Origin of the sequence: Fundidesulfovibrio magnetotacticus (assembly GCF_013019105.1) — a bacterium.
Classification (GTDB): domain Bacteria; phylum Desulfobacterota; class Desulfovibrionia; order Desulfovibrionales; family Desulfovibrionaceae; genus Fundidesulfovibrio; species Fundidesulfovibrio magnetotacticus.
The window spans coordinates 87,643-102,424 of record NZ_BLTE01000008.1 but is presented as its reverse complement, the minus strand read 5'-3'; the positions used below and the strand labels follow the sequence as shown (position 1 = coordinate 102,424).

The window sequence follows — 14,782 nt, the reverse complement described above, 5'->3', positions numbered from 1 at the left end:
GGAGTCCCCGCCCTTCAATCCCTTGGCACAGGCTGCGTTCGCGGTCCGTGGTCCGCGTGCCCCGGCGCGCTCCAGGAGCAGGCCGCGCGGCCAGGCCCTGTTCGAGAGGCGTCTCAGGGGGCGGCGATGCAGGAGGCCTGGCTGTCCGCCAGGGGCAGGGCGATGGTGAAGCGCGTCCCCGCGCCCGGCCGCGATTCCACGGAGAAGGAACCTCCGTGGTTGCGCGTGATGATGAAGTAGGACACCGACAGCCCCAATCCCGTGCCCTCGCCGGGCTTCTTCGTGGTGAAGAAGGGCTCGAAGATCTTCTTGCGGGTGGCCTCGTCCATGCCCGGTCCGTTGTCCTCCACCTCCAGCACCGCGCAGCCCTCCCCGCGCAGCAGGCGCAATGCGATCGCCGGTTCGCGATCCCCGAAGTCATGGCAGGCCAGTGCGTGTGCGGCGTTGGTCAGCAGGTTCAAGACCACCTGCTCTATCTCAATGGCCGCGCAGGGGACGTCCGGCATGTCCGCCTGGTAGTGCCGCTCGATGCGTATGCGGCGGAAATCGAAGTTCCTTTTCAGGTCGTAGTCGGTGGAAGCCAGCTCCAGGGCGCGCTCCAGGATGTCTTCCAGCGCGGCGGGGGCCTTGAGCGTGGGGCTCTTGCGGATGAAGCCGAGCATGTTCCGGACGATGGCGTTGGCCCGTCTGCCCGACTGCTCGATGGCGTTCAGGAACGTGAGGACCCCCCGTTCCTCCAGGTAGCCCAGGATGGCCTCCATGGAGCAACCGGCCCGCTGCGCGGCCTGGGTGTTGGCCAGGGTCCCGGGGGCGAGCCTGCGCCGGATGATCTGCGCCGATTGCAGGATGCCCGAGAGGGGGTTGTTGATCTCGTGGGCCATGCCCCCCGCGAGGCTGCCCACGGAGAGCATCTTTTCGGTCTGGACCATCCTGTTCTCGATGGCGGCGCGCACGGTCACGTCGTCCAGGCGCAGCACGGCCCCTTCCGTCGCGCCTTCGCCGTAGGGATAGACCATGATGTCGAGCAGTCGCGTTTCGCCCTCGCGCGCGAAGTGCGCGCGCTCCTGGCCAGTGGGGCTCCCGGTTTGCATGGCCTGGTGCACCGAAGCCATCTGCCCGGACAGCCAGGGGAAGGCCTCGGCCAGGGGCGCGCCCAGGGCCTCGGCCGGGGACATGCCGGAGAGCTCCTGGGCGCACTTGTTCCAGTGGGTCACCACGCCCCGGGTGTCCACGGCGATGAGGGCCGAGGGCATGCATTCGAGGATCTGGTCCAGCACGGTGCGCGTCCTGCGCAGCGACTCCTCCACCCGCTCGGTGAACCGTCTCAGGCGCTCCCGGCTCTCCAGCAGGGCCTCTTCGGCCTGTTTGCGGGCGGTGATGTCCTGTACGGTGCCGTGGAGGCGTTCCACTTTACCCGACTCGTCCAGGATGGGCCGCCCCCTGACCAGCAGGTGGACATGGGCGCCGTCGGGCCGGACGAGGCGGAGTTCCCGTTCGTAGGGCTGGCCCGTGGCCAGCGCCCGGTTCACCGTGTCGATGTAGGGCAGCCGGTCCTCGGGGTGTATCAGCCTGAGAACCGTGTCGTACGTTCCGGTCGGGCCGACCGGGTCCAGGCCGAGGATGTGGTAGGTCTGGTCGGACCAGAAGGATTGGCCGGTCTCCGGCTCCCAGTCCCAGTCGCCCACCTGTGCGATGCGCTGGGCCTCCTGGAGGCGTTCGGTGGTCTGCATCAGCCGTTCCTCGGCCAGGCGTTGCTCGGTGATGTCCTGGTTGGCCCCGACCACCCGCCGGGGACCCGGGTCGGACATGGTGAAGAAGCGTACGCGGATGTGGCGCATCTCGCCGTCGCGGCGGATGATGCGGTGCACCAGGGTGTGCACGGCCCTGGGGTCCGAGTTGTTCAGCTGAGCCATGGCGGCCTGGGTGAAGAGCGGGATGTCGTCGGGGTGGAAGAATTCCCGGACGTAGCGCTCGTAGCTCATGCTGTAGCCGCCCTCGCGCTCGGCAGTGGTGCCGTAGAGGGCGTAGAACTGGTCGTTCAGATGGAGTGTTCCGCTGGCCGGGTCCGCCTCCCAACGGACCAGCCTGGCCATGTCCATGGCCAGGGCCAGCTGCGCGGAGCGCGTCTCCAGGGAGCTCTCCAGCTCCTTGCGTTCGGTGATGTCCTGGTTGGCCCCCACGCGCTTGACCGAACGCCCCGACTCGTCGAGCAGGGTGGTGTGGCGGACGGTGATGTGGCGAATCTCACCGTCGCGCCGGATGATCCTGTGGTCGGCCGAGGAGATCCCGGAGGATGCTTCGGTGCGGCCCTTCATGATTGCGGACAACACCGCGTCGCGGTCATCCGGGTGAACGAACTCCCGCAGGTACACGTCCATGGGCATGTCCATGCCGCCCTCTTGTTCCGCAGTGGTGCCGTAGAGGGCGTAAAAGGCCGGATTGAGCGTGTAGACGTCGGTGGCGAGGTCGCGCTCCCAGCGGACCAGCTTGGCCATGTTCATGGCCAGGGCCAGCTGGGCGCGGTCCGTCTCGAGGGCGCGCTGCAGGGTTTTGCGCGTCGTCACGTCGCGCAGGGTGGTCACCGCGCCAAGGAGGTTCCCCCGGGCGTCGTGGAAGGGCGCAGCGTCTGCTTCCATGTGGCGCAGGGGCTGGCCTGGGGCGCGTACGCTCATGGCGGCGTCGCGCACGCGCAAGCCGGAGAGAGCCATGGCGAGGGGGATGCGGTCCCTGGCAAGAGGCGTTACGCCGTCGGCCTCGAAGAGCCCGTAGCCTTCGGCCCATTCGTCCGGCCCGAGCGGGGCGGCGTCCCTGCCGTGCCATTCGCGCGCCGTGCGGTTGAAGAGGATCAGTCGCCCCCGGGCGTCGCAGGCAACCACGGCCTCGTGGAGGGTGTCCAGGAGGATGTGCGCGAATTCGCTGTCCGTAGGGTTGCTTGGGGCGCGTTCGAGCGGGTCGACCACGCCGGATGACGCCCCCTCCAGACGCGCCTCGAGCTGGGCGATGCGCAGGCGCGCTTCATCCAGTTCACGACGGAGCTTTTCTTCTGCGCTGGGTTCGTAGTTCAAGCCAGTGGCCTCCCGCTTCCCGCGTGGGATGGAAAGCTCGATACGGCAGCTGGGACGCGGATAACAACATTAAACAATTCCGCCTGCGGTGTCCACGGCGGGACGCAAGTCCGCAGGCGGTCCGTTCGGCGGTTTAAAAGGGGATGCTTACGCCGAACGGAGCGCACAGGCGGGGCAGGGCTCGCCCGAAGAGGAAGTCGAGTTCGCCGCCGGGGGTCCCGGTGCGTTCCAGGAAGGCGCGCCGGAAGCGGTCCTCGGCGCTCGCCAGTTCGGAGAGCTCCGCGTTGGCCGCGGCCGATCCCTCGGCCGCCCGCCTGGCCAGGGCCATGATCCGCGCCGCCGGAAAGGTCTTGTCGTGGAAGCGCGCCAGTTCCGCCAGCGCGCCTTCTTGAGGGACGATATCAGCTCTGGTCAGGCGGTCCCTGCTGTAGTAGTCTACCAAAGTTCGCGGGTCCCGGCAGAAAAGCAGTCGGCACTCCGCTGGACGGGCGTGGTGGATGGCGCAGCGCGCCGCATCCGGCTCGTGGAATACGCAGGCGTGGCCCGTTTCGGCGGAGGCCAGGCGCACAAGTTCGCGCGCAAGCGGGGCCAGCCCGCCCCGGACGTTGTCCCGGGCGAGTTCCCCGGCGCGCAGGGTGACGAGGCGGTCGCGGGTGATGGCCCCGGCGGCCAGGAGTTCGAGGTCGTCTTTGTGCAGGGCGGGCGGCCCGGCCTGGCAGCAGCGGCCGCAGCGTCGGCAGGTAAGAGCGCCGGGCGCGTGATCCATGGGGTGTTTTGTCCGCGAGGTCTTGTGAAATTGGTAACGGAGGCGGCCTTCGGGCGCGCCGACCGTGCCCGCGCAGTGTGCGTACGCGTCCCGGGAACGGCGCGCAAGCCTTTTGGCAGGCCTTCCGGCGGGTGAAAATTGCCCTGAAAGGTAGGGATGTTCCGGGATTGAATTTCCTTTGCAGCCCGGAACATTCCATGTTAGAAACTTCACGCGCGTGGTATTTTGAGTGGATTGGCTGCAATCCCTGATACTTCTCTTTCAGGTCTGTCCTGAGGATGTCCGCGTCAGGGCCCCGATAGCGAGGCTCCTGGGCTGTTGTCGGGAAAACGTCGCCTCCGCGAGGGCGGGGCGCGATTTTCGTAAACAGGGCTGTAACTCTTACAACTCTTTTGGAGGAACACATGGCGAAACACCCGACCCCGTTGCTGGACCAGCTTGAGAGCGGTCCGTGGCCCAGCTTCGTCTCCGATCTGAAGCATGCCGCGGAAGTGCGCCACAAGAACCCGAAGGGCATTGAACTGCAGATCCCCGAAGACGTCATCGACGACCTGCTGGGCCTGCTGGAAATGTCCTACGAGGACGGCACCACCCACTGGAAGCACGGCGGCATCGTGGGCGTGTTCGGCTACGGCGGCGGCGTCATCGGCCGCTACTGCGACCAGCCCGAAAAGTTCCCCGGCGTGGCCCACTTCCACACCGTGCGCGTCGCCCAGCCCTCCGGCCTGTTCTACAAGGCCGAGTACATGGAAGAGCTGTGCGACCTGTGGGACTTCCGCGGCTCCGGCATGACCAACATGCACGGCTCCACGGGCGACATCATCTGGCTGGGCACCACCACCCCCCAGCTGGAAGAAATCTTCTACGAGCTGACCCACAAGCACAACCAGGACCTCGGCGGTTCGGGCTCCAACCTGCGCACCCCGGCCTGCTGCATCGGCATGAGCCGTTGCGAGTTCGCCTGCATGGACGCCCAGCACATCTGCCATACGTTCACGAACGAATACCAGGACATGCTGCACCGCCCGCAGTTCCCCTACAAGTTCAAGTTCAAGTTCGACGGCTGCCCCAACGGCTGCGTGGCCTCCATCGCCCGCTCCGACTTCTCCATCATCGGCACCTGGAAGGACGACATCAAGATCGACCAGGCCGCCGTGAAGGCCTACGTCGGTGGCGAGATCCCGCCCAACGCCGGCGCCCACGCCGGTCGCGACTGGGGCAAGTTCGACATCCAGAAGGAAGTCATCGACCTGTGCCCCACCAAGTGCATGAAGTATGAAGGCGGCAAGCTGACCATCGAAACCGCTGAGTGCTACCGCTGCATGCACTGCATCAACGTCATGCCCAAGGCCCTTCGCGTGGGCGACGAGCGCGGCGCTTCGATCCTGCTGGGCGCCAAGGCCCCCATCCTGGACGGCGCGCAGATGTCCTCGCTGCTCGTTCCCTTCATCCCCTGCGAAGACCCCTACGACGAGATCAAGGAAGTGGTCGAGCTCGTGTGGGATTGGTGGATGGAAGAAGGCAAGAACCGCGAACGCCTCGGCGAGACCATCAAGCGCCTGGGCTTCCAGAAGCTGCTCGAAGTCACCAATATCAAGCCCATGGCCCAGCACGTCCGCGAGCCCCGCACCAACCCCTACATCTTCTGGAAGGAAGACGAGGTGCCCGGCGGCTGGTCCCGCGACATCAACGAATACCGCAAACTGCACCAGCGCTAAAAGGGGGAACAAGATATGGCGTTCGTTTCTTCCGGGTACAATCCCGACAAGCCCATGGAAGACCGCATCTCCGACATCGGACCGCGGTTTTATAAAGAATTCCTGCCCCCGGTTCTGGAAAAGAACTACGGCAAGTGGGTTTCCCACGAGATCCTGGAGCCCGGCCTCCTGGTGCACGAAGCCGAATCCGGCGACAAGGTCTACACCGTCCGCGTGGGCTCCGCCCGCCTGATCTCCACGGAACTCATCCGTGAAGCCTGCGCCGTGGCCAAGCAGTACTGCGACGGCTACCTGCGCTGGACCACCCGCAACAACATCGAGTTCATGACCACCAGCCTCGAGTCCGCCAAGGCGCTCAAGGCCGACCTGAACTCCCGCAAGTTCGACAAGGGTTCCTACAAGTTCCCCGTCGGCGGCACCGGCGCCTCCGTGTCCAACATCGTCCACACCCAGGGCTGGATCCACTGCCACACCCCGGCCACCGACGCCTCGGGCACCGTGAAGATCATCATGGACGAACTCTTTGAAGAGTTCACCAACATGCGCATGCCCGCCATCGTGCGCGTGGCCGTGGCCTGCTGCCTGAACATGTGCGGCGCCTGCCACTGCTCCGACCTGGCCGTCGTGGGCTTCCACCGCAAGCCCCCCATCATCGACCACGAGTACCTGGACAACATGTGCGAGATCCCCCTCGCCATCGCGTCCTGCCCCACCGGCGCCCTGAAGCCCGGCAAGACCGAGCTGGAAGGCGGCAAGAAGGTCAACACCATCCTGGTGAACAACGACCGCTGCATGTACTGCGGCAACTGCTACACCATGTGCCCCTCGCTGCCCCTTTCCGACAAGGAAGGCGACGGCGTGATCATCATGGTCGGCGGCAAGGTGTCCAACCGCATCTCCATGCCCAAGTTCTCCAAGGTCGCCGTGGCCTTCATCCCCAACGAGCCGCCCCGCTGGCCGACCCTCGCCAAGGTCTGCAAGAAGATCATCGAGGTTTACGCCGCCGAGGCCAACAAGTACGAGCGTCTGGGCGACTGGGCTGAACGCATCGGCTGGGAAAGCTTCTTCAAGAAGACCGAGCTGGAGTTCACCCACCACCTGATCGACGACTTCCGCGACCCCGCCTACTTCACCTGGCGTCAGTCCACCAACTTCAAGTTCTAAGAGCGTAACCACCGGGGGCGCGGGCTCATGCCCGCGCCCCCGGCAACACAAGCGAGGTTAAGAATGGACGAAGCACAAGCCAGGCAGACCGTTGTCGACACCTTGAAGTCCAAGACCAACAAGTCCAAGTTCTACCTGAAGGACTTCTACGCCTTCCTGCCCGACATGAAGAAGATGGAAGTCTCCAAGCTGGTCAACAAGATGGTCGCCGAGGGCACCCTGGAATACTGGTCCTCCGGTTCCACCACCATGATCGGCCTCAAGGGCGCCGGCAAGCAGCACGCCACCGAAGAAGGCGAGTAGGCCGCAACGCCTGAAAGCTTTCCCGCGTCCCGCTCCCGCATGCCGGCGGCCAACGCCGCGGAATGAAGGGCGCGGGGCGTGGACTTGCGTCCGGCCCCCGGGCCGCACCACATGATCCGTATCCCCCGCCTCGTCCTGGCCGGCCTCTCCGGCGGTTCCGGCAAGACCATCGTCTCGCTGGGCCTCGCGGGCGCTTGGGCCAGAAAGGGACTCGCCGTAGCGCCCTTCAAGAAAGGGCCCGACTACATCGACGCCGCCTGGCTGGGCCTCGCCGCAAATCGCCCGGCATGCAATCTCGATCCCTTCCTCATGGAACCCGATGCCGTGCGGGCGCTCTTCGTTGAGCGCGCAAAGGGCCTAGACCTCGCCGTGGTGGAAGGCAACAGGGGGCTCTTCGACGGCGGAGACGCCAAGGGCAGCGTGGCCACCTCCCAACTGGCACGCACCCTCGACGCACCCCTCGTGCTCGTCCTGGACGCCACCAAGATGACCCGTACGGCCGCAGCCGTGGTGCTCGGTTGCAATTCCTTCGAACCGGGTTTCAAGCTCGCGGGCGTCATCTGCAATCGCACCGCCGGCGATCGGCACCGCTCCATCCTTCGCCAGACCATCGAGGAATACACCGGGGTGCCCGTGCTGGGCATGCTCCCCAAGCTGCGCCAGAACCCCATCAGCGAACGGCACATGGGGCTCATGTCCAACTGGGAGCAGGAAGGACTGGAAGACATCCTCTCCGGCATCGCCCGCACCGTGGCCGACCACTGCGACCTGGACAGGCTCCTGGACATCGCGCGCCAGGCCCCCGACATGGCTCCGGCAACCGAAGCCCTCTGGCCGCCGACACTTCCAGGCCCCAAGCCGCGCATCGGCTACGTGCTCGATGCCGCTCTCTGGTTCTACTACCAGGAGAACCTGGAGGCGCTGCGCCGCGCCGGGGCGGAACTCACGCCCGTCAGCCTCCTCGCCACGGATCCCTGGCCCGAACTGCACGGCCTTTATCTGGGTGGAGGTTTCCCGGAGACGCAGGCCCGCGCCCTGGCCGACAACATCGCCGTGCGCGAACACGTGCGCGCCCTGGCCCTCTCCGGAGCGCCCGTTTATGCCGAGTGCGGGGGGTTTATGGTGCTTTGCGAGGAGCTTCACGCCGGAGGCTCCATCTACCCCATGGCAGGCGTCTTCCCCCTGGCCACCACCCTCTGCGACAGGCCCCAAGGCCTGGGCTACGCCGAGGCCGTGGTGAGCGCGCCCAATCCCTTCCACCCCGTCGGAACGACCCTTCGCGGCCACGAATTCCATTACTCGCGCTGTATTCCCCGCTCCAGCTACACCGGGCACGGCGATCCGCCCGTCATGGCCCTGCGCATGGAACGCGGCGCTGGGATGCTCCATGGCATGGACGGCGCGGTCATGGGAAACACCTTCGCCGCCTACACCCACATCCACGCCCTGGGCGCGCCGCATTGGGCCGTCAACTTCGTGCGCGCCGCGCAGGCGGCCAGAGAGGGCGCCGCCCTCTCTGGACTCTCCCGCCAGGGCTCCGCCCTGGACCCGCTGGGGGGATGATCCCCCCAGACCCCGCAATTGCTTCGCGGGCTTCACCGGGGAGGCCTGTGTGACCGGGGGCGGCCAGTCTCCAGACGCCCGGACAGCAGCAGACACCCGCCGGGAACGCGCTCAAAGCAGCCCTTATCCCAGCGGACTGCCATCGTCGTAAGCGACGATGAACAAGGCATTATCATTTAAAATCCAGGAATCGGATCTCGTTCGAATATTTGGCGCGAAGCGCCGCGGCCCCCCGCGCGGGGATTCGCGGCTTTGCGCGCATTCCCGCGCGAAAGGCGGCGCAGCCGCAAGGGTCCGGCAAGACGGTCGTAGCCGGTGAAGCCCGCGAAGCGGAATGGGATTCCAAAGGCCTAGCCCTTTGGCCGCCGGAGGCTTCTTCACGTCTGACCGGCCGGTCATCACTGCCGAATCGCACGCAGTCGCGAAGTCGCAGGAGTCTCAATGTCGTAGGCGCCACTAGCGGCGGAGAGATCGATCCGGACGCAGTGCGTTCCCGGTTTTAGCCATGCTTCTGGAGCAATTTCATCGTCCTGGACGCGAGTTCGAGGCCTGGTGAGGCATCCAGGGCTGCACGAGCTTCGGCCATGGCTTCATCCCGGCGTCCGGCGCGGGCTTTCAGATAGGCGGAGGCAGCCATCATGAGGGGGCGGTCGCCGGCTTTCTTGCGGGCGTCGGCAATGGCTTTAAGGCAAGCGTCGGGTTCGCCGGATTTGAGGGCGGCGGTGGCGAGCAGGTCGTAGGCGCGAGGGTTTTCCGGGCTGGTTTCCATGGCCCCGCGCAGGTATTCTATGGAAGCCTTGTGATGGCCTTTGTCCTGGAGCTTCACGGCGAGCATGGGGAAAAGCCCGTCCTCGTCCACGCGCAGGGACACGGCTTCGCGGAAGCTGCGCTGGGCTTCCAGGAGGTTGTTTTCCTCAAGGTATTTCTGGCCTTTGATGATGAGCTGATCGATCTTAAGCTTTCGTTCGCGCATCTGCGCCAGGCTTTCGCGTTCGAGGTCTTCCTGGACCTTTTTGTAGACGGCGGCCACGAACTGGAAAAGCTTGGGCTCCTGTCCTTTGACGTAGGGGAGCCCCTTGGGGACCAGTTTCTGGATGCGCTGCATCTTGTTGATGTTGGAAAAGGCCTCGCGCAGAAGGCTTTCGATCTCGGCGCGATCGGTGCCGGGGAGTTTGACAGCAACGAAGGCCTTGAGCGCCGAGGCCAGGGTGGCCAGTGAGCGCAGGTCCTCGTTCTTGAGATAGGCCGCCTTGCAGCGGGCGAGGTCTTCCTTGATGGTCTTGGCGGTGATCTGCATGGAATCCTCAGGGGTTAGTGGGCGAGACTCCAATCCTTGCCTACGCCCATGTCAGCAGCCACGGGCACATCCAGGGAGACCACCCCGGACATGAGTTCGCGCAGTCGTTCTCCGGCGGCGTGGGCGCTGGATTCGGGAGCCTCGATGACCAGCTCGTCGTGCACCTGGAGAATGAGCCGGGCATTCAAGGAGCGCAAGGCGTCGTCCTTCCAGGCGGCCAACATGGCCATCTTGATGATGTCGGCGGCGCTGCCCTGGATGACGGTGTTCACGGCCTGGCGGCGGGCCTGGGATTCCAGCTGGGCGTTGCGGGAATCGATGTCCGGGAGCCTGCGGCGGCGGCCGGCCAGCGTGGTCACGGAGCCGGTCTCTTTGGCCTGGTCCACCACGGACTGGTAGTAGTCTTTGAGCACGCTCATGCGTTCGAAGTACCGGGTTATGAAATCCTTGGCGGCGGCGAGGGTCAGGCCCAGTTCGCGGCCGAGCTTCTGGGGACCCATGCCGTAGAGCAGGCCGAAGTTGATGGTTTTCGCCTGGCGTCGTTCTTCGGGTGTCACTGCTGCCTGGGTTTTGTCGAAGAGCAGGGCGGCCGTGCGGGCGTGGATGTCCTGGCCCTGGCGGAAGGCCTCCAGGAGGGCGGGGTCCTTGGAGAAGTGCGCCAGCACGCGCAATTCGATCTGGGAGTAGTCGGCGCTGGCGAGCAGGCGCCCGGGAGCGGCGGTGAAGAGGGCGCGCATGCGCTTGCCCAGTTCGCCGCGCACAGGAATGTTCTGGAGGTTGGGCGCGCTGGAAGAAAGCCGTCCGGTGGCGGTGGCCAGCTGGTTGAAGGTGGTGTGGATGCGGCCTTGCCCGTCGGCGAGCGCGGGCAGGGGGTCCAGGTAGGTGGAGCGGAGTTTCTCCAGTTTGCGGAACTCAAGCACCGTGTCCACCAGAGGGTGTTGCCCCGCAAGGCGTTCAAGCACCTCGGCGGATGTTGAGGCCGCGCCGCCGGGAGTCTTGCCGGGCGCTTTGAGGCCGAGGCCCTGATAGAGCACATTGGCCAGTTGCTGGCTGGACCGCACGTTGAAACGCGCCCCTGCCTGTTCGTGCATGAGGGTCGTGAGTTTTTCGAGCTTTTCCGCGACCTCCTGGCCGAACGTGGCGAAGGCCTCCCGGTCGATGCGGATGCCCGCGCGCTCCATGCCCACGAGCACGGGGATGAGGGGCATCTCGAGGGTGTCCAGGAGCGGGGCAAGCCCTGCCTGGGCCGCGCGGGCCTTGAGCCTGCGGGCAAGGGCCAGACACGCCAGGCCTTCCGCGCCGCCGGGGGCTTCCGCGGGGGCGAAGGTGGGGTCGCTCCAGAGTGAATCCTTGAGCCGTTCCCAGGAATAGATGCGGTCCTCGGGGGCCAGGAGGTAGGCGGCCAGTGAGAGGTCGAACCAGCGCTCCAGGGGAACGGCTTCCCAGGCCGGATCGGACGCGAGGAGGTCCTTGAGGGACGGCGTGGCCACGCAGGCCGCCAGGGCCAGCAACGGCGCGAGGCGCGCGGGGTCGCCGGGGCAGAGGTGCTGCACGGCGTCGAAGGCGATCAGGAAGCCGCCGTTCACGGGCACGAGCGAGGTCTCGCGTCCGACCAGGGAAGGCAACAGTTCGAAAGGAGTGGGATCAGGCAGCGCGGCTGCGGGGGGCGCGGCGGCGGCCTCGCCGAAGAGCGAGAGCTGCGCCGGAGCGTCGGGCCGGGCGGGCTGCTGGGCAGAGGCTGCGGGGGCGTCCGCTGGCAGCTCGCGGGCCAGGGAGCGCAGTTCGTAGGAGTTCAGGAACCTTGCGGCTTCGTCGCGGGGCGCGGGGCGCACGGCCAGCGTTTCCAGTGTGACGCCCGGCGCGGCGTCCGTGCGCAGCCGGGTGAGCTCCCGGTAGACGAAGAGCTGCTCCCGGAGGGGTTCGATCTTGGCGCGCCACGCGGGCTTGAGCCGGTCCAGATTGGCGGTGACGCCTTCGAGGCTCGGAAAAAGGGCGGTGATCTCGGCTGCGGTCTTGGGGCCGATGCCGGGCACGCCGGGGATGTTGTCGGAGGCGTCGCCGGTAAGGGCCTGGAAGTCTGGCCAGTGGGACGGCCCCGGAGGGAATTCGACAAGGAAATCGTCGTAGGTGACGAGCTTTTCCTGTTTGCCGGAGGGGTCCCAAAGCACGACCTGGCGGTCGAGACACTGGCGCAGGTCCTTGTCGGAGCCCACGATGACCACGGGGCGTTCGTTTTTGAAGCGCGCGACGAGGCTGGCGATGGTGTCGTCCGCCTCCACGCCTTCCTCGCGCAGCACCGGCAGGCCCAGGAGTCCGACGCCCTGGATTACGGGGTCGATCTGGCGGGCCAAATCCTCGGGCATCTTTTCGCGCTGGGCCTTGTAGGCCGGGAATATGTCCGCACGGAACGAGGGCGCGCGTCCATCCACCACGAAGAGGGCGTGGCGTGGTCGTTCCTCGCGCAGGATGCGCAGCACGAGGCGCAGCACCACGTGGAGGGCGTTGGTGGGGAAGCCGTCGGAGCGGGAAAGTTCCTTGAGGGCGTGAAAACCTCTATAAATGTAGGAGGTGCCGTCGATGAGGTAGAGCGGCTCCTGGCCTGGGGCGAAACGGTCCCTGATGGGCATGGGTTGATTCCTCTCTCGGTTTCTTAGCCCGGAGGGGGTGGCGAGGCAACCGGGCTTAAGCGGAAAAAAGTGGTTGCGCGCCCACAGGGCTTCTGCTAGTCGGGCAATCATCATGACCCCGGCCGCGTTCATGGGGGTAAGGCCGGAAATCCTGAAGCTGCAAAGGCTTGTTGTTGGAGGTTACAATGTTCAAATGCATCTCTATCATTTTGCTTGCATGTTTTGCTTTTGGTGTACACCACTATCGTCAGGAAGCGTTGAATCTGGAATCCGCCCTGGCCAATGTGGAGATCGAAAAAACAGAATTGCGTCTTGAGATCGAAAAGGTGCGCGACGAGTCGAACCTGCTGCGCGGCGTGGTCCTGGCCAATCTCGCCCGGATCGCGGACCCCATCCCCAACAAGATGCTCACGGTGACGGCCTACACCGTCACGGAACTCAAGGAGTTCCCCGATCAGGAACTGCTCACGGCGTCCCTGAACAAGCCCCGGGAGGGGCACGTGGCCGTTTCGCGCGATCTGTTCAATAACGGATGGGTGTTCGGCAAGAAAGTCTACATCAAGAACCACGGCGTCTTCGTCATTACGGACCTGATGGGCAACAGCAAGACCCGCAGCGTGGACATCTTCATGAACGACTACGGCAGAGCGCTGCAATTCGGTAAGCGTCAGATCGAGGTGGTGCTGCTCGACGTTTAGGGGGGCTAACGTAAAGCCTTCGTCGTCAGGGGCCACGGCCCCTGATTTTTTTTGCTCTTTTCAAGAGATTCGAAGTTGGCTATAGGGCGGATCGGAAGGGAGCCGCGGGCTCCCCCATGGAGGTTTACATGACGTTACAAGCTCTCGTGTTGGCTGCGTGTCTCGCCCTGGTCGGCGCTCCGGCCCTTGCCCAGCCGGGCCAGAGCATGGATCTTGAAAAATCCGTGAAGCGCGCCATCGACGCCAACCCCAGCATGCAGTCCGCCAAGCAGCAGATCTTCAGCACGCAGGAAGGCGTGCGCGCCGCCACCGCGGCCTTCGCGCCCACGGGCACCGTCACCTACTATTCGCGCGCCACCAACACCACCACCCCCGTCACCACCGCCCAGGATTTGACGGCGCTCTACACCGCCGCGGGCGTCAACCCCGGCCAGGGGGCTGCCACCCTCCAGGGCAAGACCTACGTGGTGGGCGACGCCTACGTGGCCAACCTGGACCTCAACGTCAGCCAGCCCCTCTTCACCGGCTTCAGGCTGCTCTCCAGCTACCAGAAGTCCAAGCTGGCCAGGGACCAGGCCGAATCCCTCTACAAGCGCACGGAACTCACGCTCATCCGCAGCGTGCAGACGGCCTTCCTCACCCTGCTCAAGGCCCGCTCCGACGTGAAGTCCAACCAGGACTCCGTGGCCCGGCTCGACTCCCAGCTCAAGGTCACCCGCGCCTTCTACGACGTGGGCCTGCGCCCGCGCCTGGACGTGCTCCAGGCCGAGTCCGACCTGGCCAGCGCCGAGCAGTCGCTCCTGGCCGCCCAGAACTCGGTGGACACCCAGCTGGCCCAGCTCAACGCGCTCCTGAACATCCCCCTGGACCAGCCGGTGGACTACGTGGGCCAGCTCACCCAGAACCCCTTCGCCCTCACCCTGCGCGACGCCCTGGACGAGGCCTACAAGCAGCGCCCGGACATCGCCATCGCCGTGAAGTCCGTGGAGATGTCCGAAAAGGACGCCTCCATCGCCCTGAGCGGCGGCCTGCCCCAGCTGCGCGCCGACTACGACTTCATCCGCCAGGGCGACAAACCCTGGCTGCGCCCCGAGAACGTCACCTTCAGCGAACGCCATCAGTTCCAGCTCACCTTCACCTGGAAAGCCTGGGACTGGGGCAACACCATCTTCACCTACCGCCAGTACAGCGACGTGACCAAGAAGCTCCAGGCCGACCTGGCCAAGCTCCGTCTCGACGTGGGCGCCGAAGTGAAGACCCAGTTCCTGAACATCCAGGACGCCGCCAAGCGCATCAACGTGGCCAAGACCGGCCTCACGGCGGCCAACGAAGGCTACCGCATGGCCGTGGCCCGCTACCAGGCCCAGGTGGGCACCAACACCGACGTGCTCGACGCCCAGGCCCGCGTCTCGCGCGCCGAGTTCCAGATGACCCAGGCCCTCACCGACTACCAGATCGCCATTGCCAACCTCTACTATTCCATCGGCCGCAAGAACATGAAGCTCGACAGCTAGCCGGACGCCGGAACGCGCCGCGACCAAGTGCATCACACGCCCCCTCCGGCAGCGCCGCAGGGGGCGT

10 protein-coding genes are annotated in these 14,782 nt (G+C 65.7%); 6 read left to right on the top strand and 4 right to left on the bottom strand.

All coding sequences use genetic code 11. The annotated features are described in order from the left end of the window. Nucleotides 1–113: 113 nt before the first annotated feature. Entirely contained in the window at nt 114–3,065 is a 2,952-nt protein-coding gene (locus tag NNJEOMEG_RS09890; protein ID WP_173083931.1) for a PAS domain S-box protein, read from the bottom strand. A gap of 133 nt (nt 3,066–3,198) precedes the next feature. Further along, nucleotides 3,199–3,831 (bottom strand): YkgJ family cysteine cluster protein, encoded by a 633-nt coding sequence (locus tag NNJEOMEG_RS09885; RefSeq protein WP_173083929.1) that lies wholly within the window; start codon nt 3,829–3,831, stop codon nt 3,199–3,201. A gap of 404 nt (nt 3,832–4,235) precedes the next feature. Here NNJEOMEG_RS09885 and dsrA point away from each other — a divergent pair, with 404 nt between their 5' ends. The 4 genes from dsrA (at nt 4,236) to NNJEOMEG_RS09870 (ending at nt 8,579) form a co-directional block, all read left to right on the top strand. Next, entirely contained in the window at nt 4,236–5,549 is a 1,314-nt protein-coding gene (gene dsrA / locus NNJEOMEG_RS09880) for a dissimilatory-type sulfite reductase subunit alpha (protein WP_173083927.1), read from the top strand. Nucleotides 5,550–5,564: 15 nt separating this feature from the next. Next, nucleotides 5,565–6,713 (top strand): dissimilatory-type sulfite reductase subunit beta, encoded by a 1,149-nt coding sequence (gene dsrB / locus NNJEOMEG_RS09875; protein ID WP_235956920.1) that lies wholly within the window; start codon nt 5,565–5,567, stop codon nt 6,711–6,713. Between the two features lie 63 nt (nt 6,714–6,776). Next, nucleotides 6,777–7,016 carry a dissimilatory sulfite reductase D family protein gene (locus NNJEOMEG_RS20660; RefSeq protein ID WP_235956919.1) on the top strand — a complete coding sequence of 80 codons (240 nt, stop codon included), beginning with the start codon at nt 6,777–6,779 and terminating at the stop codon, nt 7,014–7,016. A gap of 111 nt (nt 7,017–7,127) precedes the next feature. Then, on the top strand, nt 7,128–8,579 hold the full coding sequence (locus NNJEOMEG_RS09870) for a cobyrinic acid a,c-diamide synthase CobB (RefSeq protein WP_173083925.1): 1,452 nt from the start codon (nt 7,128–7,130) through the stop codon (nt 8,577–8,579). 499 nt (nt 8,580–9,078) lie between these two features. Here NNJEOMEG_RS09870 and NNJEOMEG_RS09865 read toward each other — a convergent pair whose 3' ends face one another. Both NNJEOMEG_RS09865 and polA read right to left on the bottom strand, forming a co-directional pair. Next, nucleotides 9,079–9,876 (bottom strand): tetratricopeptide repeat protein, encoded by a 798-nt coding sequence (locus NNJEOMEG_RS09865; protein WP_173083923.1) that lies wholly within the window; start codon nt 9,874–9,876, stop codon nt 9,079–9,081. 14 nt (nt 9,877–9,890) lie between these two features. Next, entirely contained in the window at nt 9,891–12,503 is a 2,613-nt protein-coding gene (polA, locus tag NNJEOMEG_RS09860; protein WP_173083921.1) for a DNA polymerase I, read from the bottom strand. A gap of 257 nt (nt 12,504–12,760) precedes the next feature. On the opposite strand from polA, the gene NNJEOMEG_RS09855 reads away from it, so the two are divergent. Beyond that, nucleotides 12,761–13,201, top strand: coding sequence for a 3D domain-containing protein (locus NNJEOMEG_RS09855; protein ID WP_173083919.1), 441 nt, complete (start codon nt 12,761–12,763; stop codon nt 13,199–13,201). Nucleotides 13,202–13,329: 128 nt separating this feature from the next. Continuing rightward, nucleotides 13,330–14,715, top strand: a complete 1,386-nt coding sequence (locus NNJEOMEG_RS09850) for a TolC family protein (RefSeq protein WP_173083917.1) — start codon at nt 13,330–13,332, stop codon at nt 14,713–14,715. Nucleotides 14,716–14,782: the final 67 nt, after the last annotated feature.

Excerpts from the sequence above, each read along its gene's own strand:
- NNJEOMEG_RS09885 (WP_173083929.1), bottom strand. The coding sequence starts at position 3,831 with ATGGATCACGCGCCCGGCGCTCTTACCTGCCGACGCTGCGGCCGCTGC.
- dsrA (WP_173083927.1), top strand. The coding sequence starts at position 4,236 with ATGGCGAAACACCCGACCCCGTTGCTGGACCAGCTTGAGAGCGGTCCG.
- dsrB (WP_235956920.1), top strand. The coding sequence starts at position 5,565 with ATGGCGTTCGTTTCTTCCGGGTACAATCCCGACAAGCCCATGGAAGAC.
- NNJEOMEG_RS20660 (WP_235956919.1), top strand. The coding sequence starts at position 6,777 with ATGGACGAAGCACAAGCCAGGCAGACCGTTGTCGACACCTTGAAGTCC.
- NNJEOMEG_RS09870 (WP_173083925.1), top strand. The coding sequence starts at position 7,128 with ATGATCCGTATCCCCCGCCTCGTCCTGGCCGGCCTCTCCGGCGGTTCC.
- NNJEOMEG_RS09865 (WP_173083923.1), bottom strand. The coding sequence starts at position 9,876 with ATGCAGATCACCGCCAAGACCATCAAGGAAGACCTCGCCCGCTGCAAG.
- polA (WP_173083921.1), bottom strand. The coding sequence starts at position 12,503 with ATGCCCATCAGGGACCGTTTCGCCCCAGGCCAGGAGCCGCTCTACCTC.
- NNJEOMEG_RS09850 (WP_173083917.1), top strand. The coding sequence starts at position 13,330 with ATGACGTTACAAGCTCTCGTGTTGGCTGCGTGTCTCGCCCTGGTCGGC.